The sequence below is a fragment of the Pseudoalteromonas arabiensis genome (genome assembly GCF_001550155.1).
Taxonomy (GTDB): Bacteria; Pseudomonadota; Gammaproteobacteria; order Enterobacterales; family Alteromonadaceae; genus Pseudoalteromonas; species Pseudoalteromonas arabiensis.
The window spans coordinates 644231-660628 of the sequence record NZ_LRUF01000008.1 but is presented as its reverse complement, the minus strand read 5'-3'; the positions used below and the strand labels follow the sequence as shown (position 1 = coordinate 660628).

14 protein-coding genes are annotated in these 16398 nt (G+C 41.4%); 8 read left to right on the top strand and 6 right to left on the bottom strand.

What is annotated here, in order from left to right; all coding sequences use genetic code 11:
• The first annotated feature begins 172 nt into the window (after positions 1-172).
• Both PAARA_RS05570 and PAARA_RS05565 read left to right on the top strand, forming a co-directional pair.
• Positions 173-2962, top strand: a complete 2790-nt coding sequence (locus PAARA_RS05570; protein WP_062568061.1) for a TonB-dependent receptor — start codon at positions 173-175, stop codon at positions 2960-2962.
• Positions 2963-3032: 70 nt separating this feature from the next.
• A complete protein-coding gene (locus PAARA_RS05565; RefSeq protein ID WP_062568060.1) occupies positions 3033-3449 on the top strand; it encodes a GNAT family N-acetyltransferase in 417 nt (138 codons plus the stop codon).
• A 40-nt stretch (positions 3450-3489) separates the two neighbouring features.
• Here the strand turns inward: PAARA_RS05565 and minE are convergent, their stop codons facing one another.
• Genes minE through minC form a run of 3 tightly spaced genes read right to left on the bottom strand, consistent with a single transcriptional unit; the run spans position 3490 to position 5274 of the window.
• Positions 3490-3753 carry a cell division topological specificity factor MinE gene (minE, locus tag PAARA_RS05560; RefSeq protein WP_062568059.1) on the bottom strand — a complete coding sequence of 88 codons (264 nt, stop codon included), beginning with the start codon at positions 3751-3753 and terminating at the stop codon, positions 3490-3492.
• A 1-nt stretch (position 3754) separates the two neighbouring features.
• Positions 3755-4564 carry a septum site-determining protein MinD gene (gene minD / locus PAARA_RS05555; RefSeq protein ID WP_062568058.1) on the bottom strand — a complete coding sequence of 270 codons (810 nt, stop codon included), beginning with the start codon at positions 4562-4564 and terminating at the stop codon, positions 3755-3757.
• A 5-nt stretch (positions 4565-4569) separates the two neighbouring features.
• Positions 4570-5274 (bottom strand): septum site-determining protein MinC, encoded by a 705-nt coding sequence (gene minC / locus PAARA_RS05550; RefSeq protein ID WP_062568057.1) that lies wholly within the window; start codon positions 5272-5274, stop codon positions 4570-4572.
• A gap of 155 nt (positions 5275-5429) precedes the next feature.
• Here minC and PAARA_RS05545 point away from each other — a divergent pair, with 155 nt between their 5' ends.
• Positions 5430-5711, top strand: coding sequence for a YcgL domain-containing protein (locus tag PAARA_RS05545; RefSeq protein WP_062568056.1), 282 nt, complete (start codon positions 5430-5432; stop codon positions 5709-5711).
• Entirely contained in the window at positions 5704-6729 is a 1026-nt protein-coding gene (locus PAARA_RS05540) for a lytic murein transglycosylase (protein ID WP_062568055.1), read from the top strand. The genes PAARA_RS05545 and PAARA_RS05540 overlap by 8 nt, the downstream gene beginning before the upstream one ends.
• Positions 6730-6901: 172 nt before the next feature.
• Here PAARA_RS05540 and PAARA_RS05535 read toward each other — a convergent pair whose 3' ends face one another.
• Positions 6902-7456, bottom strand: a complete 555-nt coding sequence (locus tag PAARA_RS05535; RefSeq protein WP_062568054.1) for a GbsR/MarR family transcriptional regulator — start codon at positions 7454-7456, stop codon at positions 6902-6904.
• A gap of 258 nt (positions 7457-7714) precedes the next feature.
• Between PAARA_RS05535 and adhP the strand changes: the two genes are divergently transcribed.
• The 3 genes from adhP to PAARA_RS05520 all read left to right on the top strand — a co-directional run bounded on the left by adhP (position 7715) and on the right by PAARA_RS05520 (position 10397).
• On the top strand, positions 7715-8725 hold the full coding sequence (gene adhP / locus PAARA_RS05530; RefSeq protein WP_062568053.1) for an alcohol dehydrogenase AdhP: 1011 nt from the start codon (positions 7715-7717) through the stop codon (positions 8723-8725).
• 508 nt (positions 8726-9233) lie between these two features.
• Entirely contained in the window at positions 9234-9878 is a 645-nt protein-coding gene (locus PAARA_RS20970) for a potassium channel family protein (RefSeq protein ID WP_420806950.1), read from the top strand.
• Between the two features lie 93 nt (positions 9879-9971).
• Positions 9972-10397: a hypothetical protein gene (locus PAARA_RS05520; protein WP_062568051.1), complete on the top strand. Its 426-nt coding sequence runs from the start codon at positions 9972-9974 to the stop codon at positions 10395-10397.
• Between the two features lie 147 nt (positions 10398-10544).
• Here the strand turns inward: PAARA_RS05520 and PAARA_RS05515 are convergent, their stop codons facing one another.
• Together PAARA_RS05515 and PAARA_RS05510 are read right to left on the bottom strand one after the other, a co-directional pair.
• Complete coding sequence (locus PAARA_RS05515) at positions 10545-12953, bottom strand: TonB-dependent receptor (RefSeq protein WP_062568050.1); 2409 nt, start codon at positions 12951-12953, stop codon at positions 10545-10547.
• A 198-nt stretch (positions 12954-13151) separates the two neighbouring features.
• Positions 13152-14420 carry a Xaa-Pro dipeptidase gene (locus PAARA_RS05510; protein ID WP_062568049.1) on the bottom strand — a complete coding sequence of 423 codons (1269 nt, stop codon included), beginning with the start codon at positions 14418-14420 and terminating at the stop codon, positions 13152-13154.
• Between the two features lie 147 nt (positions 14421-14567).
• Here PAARA_RS05510 and PAARA_RS05505 point away from each other — a divergent pair, with 147 nt between their 5' ends.
• On the top strand, positions 14568-16391 hold the full coding sequence (locus PAARA_RS05505) for a DUF885 domain-containing protein (RefSeq protein ID WP_062568048.1): 1824 nt from the start codon (positions 14568-14570) through the stop codon (positions 16389-16391).
• The last annotated feature ends 7 nt before the right edge of the window (positions 16392-16398 follow it).

Below are 16398 nucleotides of genomic sequence, written 5' to 3'. Positions count from 1 at the left end.
GTTATATCGGTCACCGAATTTTTATTATCACTTTTTGACCGCTCCCCCTATTCTGAAACTGAGTTTAACAAGCTATTAACTCCCAATAATCAGTTTAAACCGATAACAATAAAATGTTTTATGAGATGTATAGATCTCATAAAGCGTGCAGAACACACAACTGGAGATGAGCATGGGCAAGCAAAGTGTAATAAAAATAAAAGAGCAAGGACGGCATTTTAAACGTAATGCAATTGTGATTTCGTTACTCTCGGCAATCAACACAGGTTACGCCGCTGAACAAGCGAATGAAGACGTAGAAGTGATTGAAGTACGTGGTATTCGTTCATCAACCGCAGAGAACTTAGCAATAAAACGACTTTCAGCTGCCACGGTTGATGCAATTACCGCAGAAGATATTGGTAAATTTCCTGATAAAAACGTCGCTGATTCATTACAACGTGTATCAGGCGTACTCATTGATCGCGATGGCGGTGAAGGTAGCCGCGTCAGTATTCGTGGTACGTCACCGGATTGGACACTTACTCAATTAAACGGTAACTATATTGCATCATCAGGTTCAGGTGCCCCTACCCGTAGTTTTAACTACACGTTATTGCCATCAAGCATGATCAAAAGTGTAGAAGTGTACAAAAGTGCTGAGGCACGTATTGATGAAGGCGGTATTGGCGGCACAGTTATACTACACACCCGTAAACCACTTGAAATGGAAGTAAATTCAGGGGCGTTAAGTGCTGAGGTGACTTACGATGATGTGTCTGAAGACACAAAACCACAAGTGAATGTATTGTACTCATGGAAAAACGATGAGGAAAACTTCGGTATTTTAGCAGGCTTCACACGCCAAGACCGCACCGTAACAACTATCACTAACAATGCGTCACATTGGCGCTTTCATTCAGATACTGTTGAAGGGGCAGAGCGTCCAGCTCTAGTAGACCAAGCCACTGGGGAAGTGTACAACAATGTGTGGGCACCGCGTGCGATGAGTGTTAACAACTCAAACCAAGACCGCACTCGAGATGGTTATCAAGTGGCTGTTCAGTGGGCACCGAGTGACAGACTTGATTTAAACTTTAACTATTTTGGTGCCAAGTTAGGCTACGACCAAACAGGGCAAAGCATTACCTTTGCAGAGTGGAACGATAACCACAACCCGTATTACGGCATAGTACTTGATGGCGATACCGTAGTTGCCTACGGTAATGCCGATAACGGTTTACTCAATGATAATAACTGGGGTGATGCCGATGTAAACGGCGGCGTGCCGGTTCGCCGTGGTTTATTATCGCCGCAGCTAACAGGGCGTGAGCGTTTTGGTGAATCAAAATCAAATACTTATGATTTTGAAGGCACTTATTATGGTGATGCATATAGCATTACGTTAAAACTTGGTCATACAGAAGCAGAGGGCGGTACATCAAAAGAAACCTACGCCAACATTGATGCACGGCAAGGCTCAGTGAACAGTTGGTTATGGTCAATTGAAAACGGAAAACCAAGCTATGAAGTGTCGACTGATTTAGCCACCGATAAAGAAGCGTATCAATACTATGATTGGTTTGACTCTTACTCATCTGAAAATGAAGACTCTGAAGATTACATTCAAACAGACGTAAAATTTGACCTTGATGGCAGCTTTTTTACCCGTGTGTATGTGGGGGGCAAATATCGCGACCACGAAATTAAAGGGATGCGTAATGATTTTCGTTGGGATGATGGCATAGCTGACAATGGCGGTTACCGTGGTTACTTACCAGGTACAGAGTGGTTCCATAATCCTGATTTTCATCCAGATGCACCAACACTGGTGAGCGATCATGTGGTGGATAATAGCGCTGGGGATACAGGCGCATTTAACTTTTTAGCATTTGATTTCAGGGCACTGGATGATTACCTAAAAGAAAACTTTAGCCAAACAGTTGTGCCTACGCTTTCGGGTACTTATGCCCTTGAAGAGAAAATTTGGTCTGTTTACACCCAAGCTGATTTTGAATGGCAAGATTTCCGCGGCAATGTGGGTGTGCGTTATGTCAATACAGAGCTTAGCACCTTGACCTACGATGATGTCATTGGTCAAGACGATGACGATACTGATCCGAATGAGCGTAGTAGTGATGGCAGCGAAGTATTACCAAGTTTTAACCTTGCATGGGATGCAACCGAAGACCTTGTTGTTCGTTTTGCAGCAGCACGCACCATGGCAAGAGTGAGTTATTCAGACTTAAGCCAAGCAGAGTCATACGGTCCTCCAGTTAACATTAACTCGCCAGATTCATGGACAGGCCGTGGTAATGGTACCTCAGTAAACACAGGGCTTGAACCTATGTTATCTGACCAATTCGATTTAGGTATTGAATGGTATTACGGCGATGGTTCTGCACTGGGTGCGACTTTATTCTCTAAAGATATTTCTAACTTACCAATTTCGACAGTAGAAATAGTAGAGCGTGAACACGATTGTTGTAATGGCCCAATTGAAGTTGAAATGAACACCAAAGTAGGGGGCGGCGATGCAAAATCAGAGGGTTTAGAACTGTTCTTCCAGCATTCGTTTGATAATGGTTTTGGTATTTTAACTAACTACACCTACACTGATACCAGCACCAGCGAAGTCTCAACAGACGGGCAAAAAACAGATGCTGAGATCCCAGGTACAGCTAAGCATCAATATAATATTTCAGTGTATTTTGAGAACGATGACTTTAGCGTTCGCGCCTCTTATAACTGGAAAGATGACCGTGCCAACGGTATTCACCAAGGCTACAACTTGTATACCAAAGACTATGGTCAGCTAGATGTGAATGCATCATATAATCTAACTGAGCAGCTCTCATTTACTGCATCTGTAGTAAACCTAACAGAAGAGCTTGAAGAAGGTTATTGGAAACAAAGTAATCGCTTTACTTATAACCAGTATTCGGGTCGTCGTTTTTACTTAGGCGCAAATTATAACTTCTAACCGACATGTTGTTTGTTGCAACCTAAAAAGGTACTTTTACTAAAGTACCTTTTTCTTTTTTAAGACAAGAATGATTAAATTTGTAGCGGCTACCGAGCAAGACAAAGCCTATTTACTCGACTTAAGGTTAAAAACCATGGTTGAACACCTTGAGAACCAAGGGTTATTTTTATCACTTGAACAACATCAAGCAAGAGTGGCAGAACACTTTGAACACAGCCACTTAGTGTTAAATGATGGGCAATGTGTAGGCGCTGCCAAGTTCATCGTCAGTGACCAAGCAATCAGTTTATTACAGCTACAAATAGCACCCAAACAGCAGGGCAAAGGGCTAGGCACTCAGGTGTTAAATGCACTAAAAGCACAAGCATCAGAAATTAATTTAACGGTGCTAAAAGCAAACCCAGCGTATGGGTTATATCAACGGGCAGGATTCAAAACGCTAGGTGCAGACGACTATGAGTTTCATATGCAGTGGCGGAAATAAAAAAGGGCGCTGTTAGCATTAACAAAGCGCCCAATTTTGACTATTTCTTTTCTTCTTCTGGCAGAGTCACGTTCAACTCAAGTACTGCTAAGTCATCTTCATTTTGATCAAACTGAACTTGAACAGCATCGGTATTTACATTCACATATTTGCGTATCACATCAAGAATATCTTGTTTTAGCTGTGGCAGATAATCAGGTGTACCACGTTGTGAGCGCTCGTGTGCGACAATGATCTGCAATCGCTCTTTTGCTAATGACGCACTGCTTTTCTTCTCTGAGCGGAAGTAGTCAAGTAAAGACACATTAACCTCCAAAAATCCGTTTAAATAAGCCTTTTTTCTCTACATCTAAAAAGCGGAAATCGACAGTTTCGCCTAGTAGACGATTAATTGCATCAGTATAGGCTTGGCCTGCATCTGATTCACCGTCTAATATCACTGGTTGACCAGAGTTTGATGCACTCAATACCGCTTGTGATTCAGGGATAACACCTAAAAGTTTAATCGCAAGAATTTCTTGCACATCTTCAACTGATAGCATTTCGCCTTTTTCAACACGCTCAGGGTTGTAACGTGTTAATAATAAGTGTTCTTTAACGCTTTCTAGGCCTTCTTCTGCACGCTTAGACTTACTGTGCAAAATACCTAAAATTCGGTCGGAGTCACGTACTGATGATACTTCAGGATTTGTTGTTATAATTGCTTCATCAGCAAAATACATTGCCATCATTGCGCCCGCTTCAATACCCGCTGGCGAATCACATACGATGTAATCAAAGTCTTTTTTCAAATCATTTAGTACACGTTCAACACCGTCACGGGTTAAGGCATCTTTATCACGTGTTTGTGACGCAGGTAAAATGTGTAACTTATCAACTCGCTTATCTTTAATAAGGGCTTGATTTAAGTTAGCTTCACCATTGATTACGTTTACAAAGTCATAAACAACACGGCGCTCACAACCCATAATAAGGTCAAGATTACGTAGACCAATATCAAAGTCGATAATAACGGTTTTAAAGCCCTTAAGCGCTAAACCTGTGCCAATTGCAGCACTCGATGTGGTTTTACCAACACCACCTTTACCAGAAGTAACGACAATTACTTTTGCCATGAGATTTATCCTTTAACCAAAGCTGAAATTTCTAATGAATCATTTTTTTGTTGGATTTGTACTGCGTTGCCCCAGTGTTCACCTTGTAGGGAATCGCTGATCCAATAACTACCATTAATTGAAACAAGTTCTGCTTCTAATTTTTGGCAAAATATTTGTGCTTCGTTGTAGCCTTTAGCACCTGCAATTGCACGTCCGCGCAATGTGCCATAAATATGAACATTACCGTCGCTGATCACCTCTGCGCCATGACTAACCGCACCAATAACAATAAGGTCACGATCTTTTGCATAGACCTGCTGACCAGAGCGAACAGTGCCGTGAATCACTTGTGCAGGTAGGTGAACGGTTTTCTCAACGATAGATGTATTTGTTTGTTGTTTAGCGGTTGCCCCCTTAACGTCCTGTGAATAATTTAGGACTGATAAGCCTGCCGCTTTGGCGTTTTCGTTTTGCTCTTGGCTGCCATTACACACACCAACAGGGTTAAACGATAGACTGGTAAGCATTGATTTTAAGAAAGAAAAATCAAACGAGTCACCTTGTACATCACTTAAGTTAATTACGATAGGCGCGCCAGCAAAAAACTTAGGTGCTTGGGCTATTTTTTCATCTAACTGCTTACTTAAAAGAGAGGTATCTGCTGAAAATAGATGCAACACAGATAAAGTAAAAAGGTTCCCTTTTAGTTCAAAAATTTGTTCCGACATACATGCTCAATTGAATTGTCTTGGTTAGCTCTTTTTTAAATAAACGCAGGCTGAACAAGGCGTATACAGTAAAAATCTAACCGAAATTTTTAATCTTCTTATAAGAGTCATGTTATAGTGTGCGCCCTCGTTAAGCAAGATATTATAGGGTCATAATGCTAACTGCGGTGTATAAAAGTAAGAAAAAAGCGGATACCTACCTTTTTGTAGAAAAAAGAGATGATTTTACGCGTGTTCCTGAACCTTTAATGGACACATTTGGTCAACCACAGTATGTGATGATAATTAATCTTGCTAGTCGTGAAAAGTTAGGTTTGGCAGACTTAGAAACGGTTAAGCAAGCGTTAATTGACCAAGGTTTCTACTTGCAATTACCACCGCCAGAAGAAAACCTGTTAACCCAATTTAAAAAAGACAAGGGAGTTGAGAGTGATTAAAAAACTTGCCGTAGTTCTACTAAGTGCTTCATTAAGCACATCTGTATTGGCAGAGGAAAAAACACAAGCTGACTTCGACGTATACGTTGCTGCATTAAAAAATGAAGCGACAGAAAAAGGCTATGATCAAGCCTTAATCGAGCAAGCATTCGCAACGGCTAAATTTAAAAAGAAGGTCATTTCAGCTGACAAAAATCAGCCTGAAGTAAAAGAAACCCTCGAAACCTATTTACCAAAACGTGTGCCGCAATGGAAAATTGACCGCGCGCGTAAACTATACAAAGAAAACCAAGAGGTTCTTGAAAAAGTAGCCAAAGAATACGGCGTTCAAGCGCGCTTTATTGTTGCACTTTGGGGCCTTGAAAGTAACTTTGGTAAAATCCAAGGTGGTCACAGTGTGATTGCATCATTAGTCACACTTGCTTTTGATGGCCGCCGCGAAACCATGTACAAAAATCAACTTTGGGCAGCGCTTGATATCTTAAAAGAGGGTCACATTACCCTTGATAAGTTCAAAGGTTCTTGGGCTGGTGCAATGGGTCAAACGCAGTTTATGCCAACCTCATTTAACGCTTACGCTGTTGATTACAACGGTGATGGCCGCAAAGATATTTGGACCACAGAAGAAGACGCATTTGCTTCAATCGCTAATTATTTAAAGCAAGCAGGTTGGAACGATGATTTAACTTGGGGTCGTCAAGTTAAATTACCTGAAGGCTTTGATAACGCAAACATTCTTAAACGTGGCACTAAAACGCGCAGCCAATGGCTAGAGTACTGGAAAGATTCAGAACGCAGCCTTGCTGATTGGCAAGCAATCGGTGTTCGTAAAATGGATGGTAGCGACTTACCAAACGTTGATGTTACCGCCGCAATGGTAATGCCAGATGATGTAAACGGTCGTATGTATCTAGCCTACGATAACTACAAAGCACTGATGCACTGGAATCGCTCGTATTACTTTGCAACCAGTGTTGGTTACTTATCAGATCGCATCGGTTACCCAGCGGTTAAGTAATTGATTTTTAACCACCAAGTTTTATCAAAGCTTGGTGGTTAATGAAATAGAAGGTTTTGGGTGTGAGGTTGTCACTTTTTACAATAAATATCCATACCCACTGCGCGCTAAAGCACTGCCTTCAAGCAAACGCGCGAAACAAGTTTCACGCCTACAATATCAAACTCGCAACTTATTCTTTTCCAGGCTTCTTCAAAATTTTGTCTTTAAAATCGAGTACCTTGCCAATACCTGAACCGAGTTTCATTAGGCTTTGGAGTTGTTCAGGGCTTAAACGTTGTAGCTCTGCCGACCATTTTGTAACGGTTTCAAGTAGGTCGTGAATTTCTTGCATTTGCTGCTGGGCAAAGCGCTCATCATCGTTGTGGGCTTCTTCTAAAATATTATCGCGAAGTAAGCTAAGGGTTGGGTCTATCTCACGTTTTTTACGCTCTTCGAATACACGGTTGGCCATGTCCCAAATACTGCCAGCAGGGCCGTAGTATTCTTTACGGTCGCCAGGGATATGATGCACCTTGATTAAACGCCAAGACTGAAGTTCTTTAATGCCCATACTCACGTTACCACGTGAAATACTCAAGGTATCGGCAATTTCATTGGCGGTCATGGGCTCTTTAGTAATGGTGAGTAAACCACACATTTGACCAATAGTGCGATTAAAGCCCCAACGGCTACCCATTTCACCGCAGTGCATTACAAAAGCTAAATTTTTTTCAGATAGGCTCATAATTTTTTGTATTCAAAAACTTCAGAAATTTAATGCTAGCACGGTGTTGGTATAACTAAAAGAAATAGCCACTATTCGATGTTACGCGACTAAAGTCTAAATTTTGAGCTAGTCCGTTGATTTTACTAAGTGTTAAACAGGAAAATTGAAATCGAACAAAAAATAAACAGTTTGATCTGTATCAATATTGGTGACAATAGTTTGCGTTATCGTATAGGCTCAAAGTGCTCAATTAAAATAAAACAAAGGAGGAACGTTATGAAAGCTGCAGTTAATAAAGAATACAAAGGTAAGCTGACTATTGAAGATATTCCATGCCCTGAGGTAGGGATAAACGACGTGTTAGTTAAAATAGCGGCGTGCGGTGTGTGCCACACTGATTTACATGCATGCCATGGAGATTGGCCTGTAAAACCTAAAATGCCATTAGTACCTGGTCACGAAGGGGTCGGTACAATTGAAAAAGTAGGGGCTAATATAAAGCACTTATCTGTGGGCGATAGAGTAGGGATCCCTTGGCTGTATAGTGCATGCGGGCATTGTGATTACTGCTTAGAAGGTAAAGAAACCTTGTGTCTTGAGCAGCACAATACAGGTTATTCAATAGATGGTGGTTACGCTGAGTATTGTGTTGCACATGGTGACTTTGTCGTAAAAGTACCAGACGGGTTAGGCTTTGCAGAAGCTGCGCCATTATTTTGTGCCGGTGTTACGACGTACAAAGCATTAAAAGTAACGGGTGCAAAAGCAGGTGATTGGGTTGCTATAGTTGGTGTGGGTGGCCTTGGCCACTTAGCGGTGCAGTACGCAAAAGCGATGGGCTTTAATGTAATTGCCGTTGATACTGGTGAAAGTAAACTCAACCTTGCTAAAGAGCTTGGTGCAGACATCACTATTGATTTTATGAAGCAAGTGCCATCAGAAACCATTTTTGAGCAAGTGGGTGGTGCGCATGGTGTTGTGTGTACAGCCGTATCAAAACCAGGTTTTGAGCAAGCCTACAAAAGTGTACGCCGTGGTGGTAAATGCGTTTTAGTTGGTTTACCACCAGAAGAGATGCCACTACCGATTTTCGACACTGTATTAAATGGTGTTTCTGTCGTGGGCTCAATCGTTGGTACGCGTAAAGACTTACAAGAATGCCTGGACTTTGCAGCCAAAGGTAAAGTTAAAGCCATTATTGAAGAAAAACGCCTCGAAGATATCAACGATATTTTTGATGACATGCTAAAAGGCGATATCACAGGCCGAATTGTGATGACGCTTTAAGTTGAGCTTTTTAACAAGTACTGTCAGGTTTGGTTGAATGATTCAATTGAATCTGACAGTTTTTCGTTTGTTAAAAAGCAGGGAGCTGTGACTCGTTATTGCCCCAAAATGAGTTAACGTAATTACTCTATAGATCACCTTTGAGCTATCAGATACAGTGATTCACCTAATGATATTGGCTCTACTCCACAATCTGATATTCCACTAACTTTTATGTTGGTGATGACATAAATAACTGTATTAATACACAGTTTTGTTGTTGTGCTTCCATATTCAAGAAAATGAGCGACGAGCGCATTTTCTTTTTCAGAATATCTTTAGTGCCAATAAAAAATTAGAATTGGCAATGCATTACGTTATTTGTTAAAAATAGATTTATTAATACCTGCGCGTAACATCGGCAGAAAGATGCGCGACGGGCGCACTATAAAATTGTTAGCCATAAAAACGGAGTTGAGCATTGCAAATAGGCATCTTGATAATCGGCCTTATTTCACCAACGTATTGGATGGCATCTCTTCTCAAGCAAGACGTGAATAAGGCGAAAGTAATAAGGCTGCTCAACTGGGTCTATTTTCTTTTTGCTCTATTGTCGGTACTCGCTATTCTGATAATAGAGGTATCACTAACCGCTGGTTGGGAAGATTTCATTTCGTCCAATTGGGTAATTGCAATTTGGAGCATTTTTTTACTCTCAAGGTGCAGTGAAATATATGTGGCATTTCTTAGAGATGCACTCGACAAGGTATCGGAAAAAAAGTCCGAAAGTAGAGGGAAGTGGTGGCCACGATCATTAGTAAGAATAAAAAATAAGCTTTTTGTCCATCAGTGGATATCTCGTCATATTAAAGGGAGTTCGTTGCAAAACCACGATAGGTTGGCATTATCCTTTCGTAGCTATTTCGAACTGATAGTGAATTTCGCGATCTTGTATTTGCTTACACCGGAAACATTTTGGAAAGATTGCAAGAATCCCGAAGGTATTTGGGAGTCTGGATATTTTAGTGGGGTTACGATAACCACACTTGGTTATGGAGATATCACTCCGGTTCATTGGTTCCCTCAATTTCTTACCGTATTTGAGGTATTGTGTGGTTTCGCATTAATCGTGGTTTGTTTCGCAGTGTACTTGCAGAAGGAAAAAAATGGCTAACAAGGCCGTAAACTCGGACGCATTTTCCGTTCGCTGCGCTCACTACAAATACGCCGGTTACGGCTGGCGTTATACGTTTATCAAGGAATGACTATGAATTTAAGGATATTGATACTTACCCTATTAATTACAGGTTGCTCTGAAGCAACTCCCGAGTTTGAAAAATTAGCTGTAGAAATCTCTCATGAGAAATCTGTTAAATTTGATTCTGGATACTGGCAAGTTGGTGGCAACTTGCAATCAGCAAATGCTATGGCGTGGCAGAAAGCTTCGTTTCAAAATAAAAGAGCAACTTGTAGCGTTTTCCTAGAAGCTTTGATTCAACAAAATAAGCTAAATATTGAAGATTCCTCAGATGAAAATATCAAAAAAATGTCAGAGGAACTTGTATATCTGCTAAATGAACGCTTCAAAATGGTTGGCAACGCTCAAAAAAACGAAGAGTCATTTAAACATTTAAAAGTTAGTAATGAAGCGTTAATAGTAATTAAATCATTAAAGTGGCATAAAAACGTATAACAAGTTACTCAAAAGGACGCAAAACGCTTGGCTTGCGCTCCTTCGTCGCTAACTCATTTATGTCCAAAAGCAAGCCACTACTCAAACTACTTACTAAACAAAAAAGCGCAGCTTAACTAAGCCGCGCTTTTTGCTATCAATTCACAATTAAAGTGTGTAGCTAAAGGTTAATTTAGCATTACGCTCTTCGCCTGGCATACCGCCTAAGAACATTGCTTTTGAGTAATAAGTTTTGTTAAACAAGTTGTTTAGGTTTAACTGTAGTTTCCAATCATCTGTTTGGTATTGAATTGCGGCGTCGTACACCGTGTAGCTCGGTACGTAGCCATCAGGAATACCAAAAGAGTCAGCGTTTGTACTACGGTCATCAACATATTGTAAGCCTGCGCTAATTGTAAGTGGCTCGGCTAAATCAAACCATTTAGCGTCATAGCTTAACCAGCTGCTGGCTGTTACATAAGGCACACCTTTTTGACGGTCATCGAAGGTTGATGAGTTAGGATCTTTCTTATCGCGCGCGTCTTGATATACCGCGTTTACGTTAAGTTTCCATTGCTCGTTTAAATCGGCATTTAAATCAAGCTCAACACCTTTAGTTTGCTCTTCACCATCGTAAAAGTTCTTTGGCACTGAGGCATCAGATACACCATCCTCGTAACTAGGGTTAATATACTCAAGGTTTGTACGTGCACTATCAAATACCACAAGTGATGCTAGTAGTTGATCGTCAAAGGCTTTTACACGCATACCGATGTCGTTACTGACTGATTCGGCGTCATCGCGGTCAGCTTCGTTACCCGATACACTACCAAGTACGCTGTATGCTGTACGACCTTTAGAGTGATTTACAAAGAACGAAATATCATCGCTAAGTTTGTAGGTTGCACCAAGGTTGTAGGTCATACCGCTGTCTGATGTATCTGCTTCTGGTGTTGGCTCGGCTGCACTGGCACGATAGCGCGCATCAACACCAAAGTGTTCGTAGCTTTGTTTAATACGGTTAAACGCAACGCCTACACGGGTTGTGAAAGTGTCGTGAATATAGGCAACATGTTGAATACCCACACCCCAAGCTTGAACTTTTTTGTTGTAATTGCTGGTTTTTAGCGGGTCGTAATCGTAAAAGCTGCCTTCGCCCCAGTTCGGGTTACGAATATCAAAAATGTAAGGTAATTGACCTTGGTAAATAACCTCACCATCTTTGTTTTTAATGATCTTGTCGGCATCGTAAATTGAGTATTGTTTAAAACGAATATCGCGGTCTTCGTAGTTGGCGTTTACCAGTAGCTCGTTATCAATTCCGGCAAAGCTAAAGTCATAACGAAGATCAGCAAAGTATTGCCATGATTTTTCGTCAGCTTCTACTTGGCGGTATTCTTGGCGACGAGCGGCAAATGGGTAAAGTACGTCATCAACCACTAATGGAGCGCGCGGGTCGGCATTGATCACGCCTTTGCGGTTCCAATAAACGTAGTTATAAGCACCCGTTTGGCGGGCAAAGCTCGATTCGTAATTACGGTATTGTAGTTGCTGGTTTAAAAATAAATTATCAGTAATGAAGTAGTTATGGGTTAACTTAAAGCGTAGCTCTTCGCCTTCGTTATCATTTGCCATTGGCGAAATAATACCATTATGGCCAAAGGTATAAGGTGTTAGGCCATCATTTGCTGCCAGTGAGTCTGCTAATTGTTGACGTTGCTGATCGGTTAGTTGCAGGCCTTTTGCCGTTGCATCGTTAATTAAATCGGCAGCGGTTACTTCACCTGCGGTTTTACCATTTACTGAGTCGCTGTTAAAAATACGAATAGGGTGGCCAATTGAATCAACGGCAATGGCATCTTTGATATAAGCGGCAGAAATCATGATGTCTTGTTTGTCGCTTAGTACATATTTTAACGCGCCATAAATTTCGTCACGGTCGTCTTTTAAGTCGCGGTAGCCCTCGCTGCGAGCGGTTTTTGCGTTAACGCGATAAGCAAGGTTGTCGGTTAATGCCGCTGTGCTATCAAAGCCTAGTGAGTAGCTATCCCATTGACCAAGCTCTGCATTAACCGTGTGCTTTTCAGTAAATTGTGGTTTCTTTTCAATTAGGTTGATAACACCACCTGCGCTACCCATACCATATAAGCCTGTTGCAGGGCCTTTAAGTACTTCTACAGATTCAACATTGGTCATTGAGCGTGTAGGGTTAAAGGTGTTGCCTAGGCCTGCACCGCCGTACATGCCATCGTAGGTATAGTTAGCACCTAAACCGCGGATCACTAAGTTATCGCCAATACCGTAGTTGTTACCCGCTTGGGTTACACCACTGATGTTACGTACTAAGTCTTGTAGATTTGTAGCGCCTTGCGAGTTGATAAGCTCTTGATCAACAACCACAACTGGGGCTGGCGTTTCCATTAAGGTCATATTTGATTTAGTGGCAAGGCCAGATTCAAGTACCACACGATTTTGTTTGTCGTAAACGGTAATTCGTTCAACTGAGTCTAAATCGTTGGCGTTTGCATTGAATGCGCTTAAGCAGGCAAGGGCTAAAATTGAGTATTTATATGTCATTATTATGGGGAATTTGTCGAAAATTTTCGGCAATGATAATACGAGCTATTTTCATTTCAAGTTTTATTTATCTAAATTAGGTATTTTTTCGTTTTAATACAAAAAAGAGATGTTTCGTTAAAATTTATTTAACTTGTGAGCGGTGAATTGTTAAAAAAGGGGAGTGCTGGCTTCTAAATAAGAAGCCAGAAAATCAATTTATTTATAGACTTTGCCGTCTTTCATTACAAATTTTACATCTTCCAGTACGGCAATGTTTTCAAGCGGGTTGCCTTTAACCGCAATGATGTCGGCTAAGAAGCCGCTTTTGATTTGACCAAGTTGATCATCCACTTTTAGCAGTTTAGCGCTATTAATAGTCGCTGATTGTAATGCCTGCAGTGGCGTCATACCAAACTCAACCATACGCGAAAACTGTTTAGCGTTATCGCCATGTGGGTAAATTGCGGCATCGGTACCAAATACCATATTCACACCCGCTTTAACGGCACGGCTGAAACTATCACGCTGCTTTTTAGATACTTGGCGCTCTTTGTTGAGGTTTTCTTCTGCAACCCCGTTTTGTTCACCGAAGGCAAGCGTGTACTCAGTGTTATAAATATCCATTGAGAACCAAGTACCATGTTTTTTAGCAAGTTTAATGGCTTCGTCATCAACAAAACTAACGTGTTCAACACTGTCTACACCAGCAATGATTGCGGCTTTTATACCACTCGTACCATGTGCATGTGCCGCAGCAGTTAGGCCGCGTAGGTGTGCTTCGTTCACAATGGCGTTCATTTCATCTTGTGAATATTGCTGAATACCTACCTTAGTGCCTTTTGAGAAAACCCCACCTGTTGCACAAAACTTAATCGCATTGGCACCATATTTAATGTTTTCGCGTACCTTAGCGCGTACAGCCCACGGGCCATCAGCAACGCCTTCGGCGGTGTATTTCATTTCTGGTGGTAAACGGTTGTTGTCGCAGTGACCGCCAGTTACACCTAAAGACGGCCCTGCTGCCCAAATACGCGGGCCAACAATGTCGCCTGCGTTTATGCCATCACGTACAGCAATCACACTGTAGCCTTCTGCACCTAAGTTACGCAGAGAAGTGAATCCAGCGTATAAGGTTTTTTCTGCAAAGTGTGCCGCTTTAATCGCTTTACGTGGAATAGACTGACCAATTCGCTCGCTGCGCGGCACAGTTGGATCGCTCGTCAAATGCACATGCATATCCATTAAACCAGGCACTAAGGTTAGTTCTGGCAACTGTATATGTTTATCACCCTCTTTTAGGCGTGGTTCTTTATTACTATCTACACTTGTTATTTGACCGTTTTCTATACTAATAAGTGGTGATTTAATCAGTTTTCCTGAATGAACATCAACCATTTCTTTTGCAGATATATAGGTTGCAGCATTTATATTCATTGATATAAAGCCCGTTAAGCCAAGGCTTATTGATAGCAGAGTCTTTTTCATTTTTATTCAAAGTTAGATAGTCGAATCGCAACTCTAGCAACCACTTTGCATAGTGTAAATAAACTGCGATAAATTGCAGGGATACTTGCTTATTAGCAAGCTAAAGCCGCATAATTTATCTGTAATCACTATCAGGGCAAGGAAAGAATGAAAAATATAAAATTAGCAATAATCAGTTCGGCAGTTCTATTTGCATTAGTTGGTTGTAACGAACCTGCTTCTAAAAATGAAAAGCCGACGACTGAAAACGCACAAACTACGACGCAAGCAGAAGCACCCGCAGCACAACTCGACACACTATTAGCCGATTACTTTGAAGATGGTTTACAGTTTAACCCTATCGGCGGCACTTACATTGGTCGTAGCGAATATAACGACCAATTTATTGCACCAATCAATAAAGCAAACCGTGACGAGCAGCTTAATTTTGTTAAAGAATACAAAAACAAACTAGCAAATATCGACAAAGCGCAATTAACAGGTCAGTCATTATTAAGCTACGAAATTCTAGCCCGCGATTTAGACCTTGCGATTGAAGGCGCTCAGTTTCCAAGTTACTTAATGCCAATTAATCAAATGGGCGGTGCGCATAATACCTTTGCAGCGTTAGGCTCTGGGCAAAGCGCACAGCCTTTTAACACGGTTGAAGATTACCAAGTATTTGAAAAGCGTGCCGATGGCTTTATTGCTTGGTTAGAGACTGTTGAGCAATCAATGCGCCAAGGCATGAAAGATAAAGTGGTTCTACCTAAACCGCTTGCTGAAAAACTATTACCACAATTTCAAACTCATATTGTAGAAAAACCAGAAGAGTCATTATTCTGGGGGCCAATTGCTCAGTTACCTGAGTCTTTCAGCGACGAACAAAAAGCCCAGCTGACAAACGAATACACAGCGATGATAAGCGAGCGTTTAGTGCCTGCGTATCAAAAAATGGCTGACTTTTTAGCCAACGAATACATACCAAATGCCCGTGAAAGCATTGGTTATAGCGACCTTCCAAATGGTAAAGCATGGTATGAGTATCAAATTAAGCAGCATACAACGCTTAGCCTAAACGCCGATGAAATTCATGACATTGGCTTAAGCGAAGTATCGCGTATTTTATCTGAAATGAAAAAAGTCAAAGAGACTGTGGGTTTCGAAGGCGATTTAAAAGCGTTTTTTGAACACTTAAGAACTTCAGATGAGTTTTACTACGATACGCCTGAAGAGCTAATAGCCGCGTACGAAGCAGTAAAAGAAAAAATCGACGCTAAGCTGCCGCAAATGTTCGATATTGCGCCAAAAGCACCATATATAGTAAAAGCAGTTGAAGACTTCCGCGCAGAATCAGCGGCGGGTGCTTCTTACCAATCACCAGCACCTGATGGTTCGCGCCCAGGTATTTTCTATATCAATACTTTTAACCTAAAAGCACAGCCTAAGTTTTTACTTGAAACCCTGTCTATTCACGAAGCAGCACCAGGCCATCACTTTCAAATTGCCTTGCAACAAGAAATTGAAGGATTACCGCTGTTTCGTAAATTTGGTGGCTACACGGTATTTGCAGAAGGGTGGGCACTATATGCAGAAAGCTTAGGTAAAGAGCTTGGCTTATTTACCGACCCTTACATGTGGTACGGCCGTTTATCGGATGAGCAATTACGTGCAATGCGCTTAGTGCTTGATACTGGTTTTCATGCGAAAGGTTGGACACGTCAACAAGGTATTGATTACATGTTGGCTAATTCATCAATGGCCGAAAGTGACATTATCGCCGAAGTTGAGCGTTATATTGCATGGCCTGGCCAAGCGCTGTCGTACAAGTTAGGTCAGTTCAAAATTCAAGAACTACGTGACTACGCGAGCAAAGAGCTAGGCGATAAATTCGACATTAAAGCCTTCCATACGCAAGTGCTGATTGATGGCGCATTACCAATGCCTATTCTTGAAGAGAAAATTAAGCGTTGGGTTAACGAGCAAAAGTAAAATACCC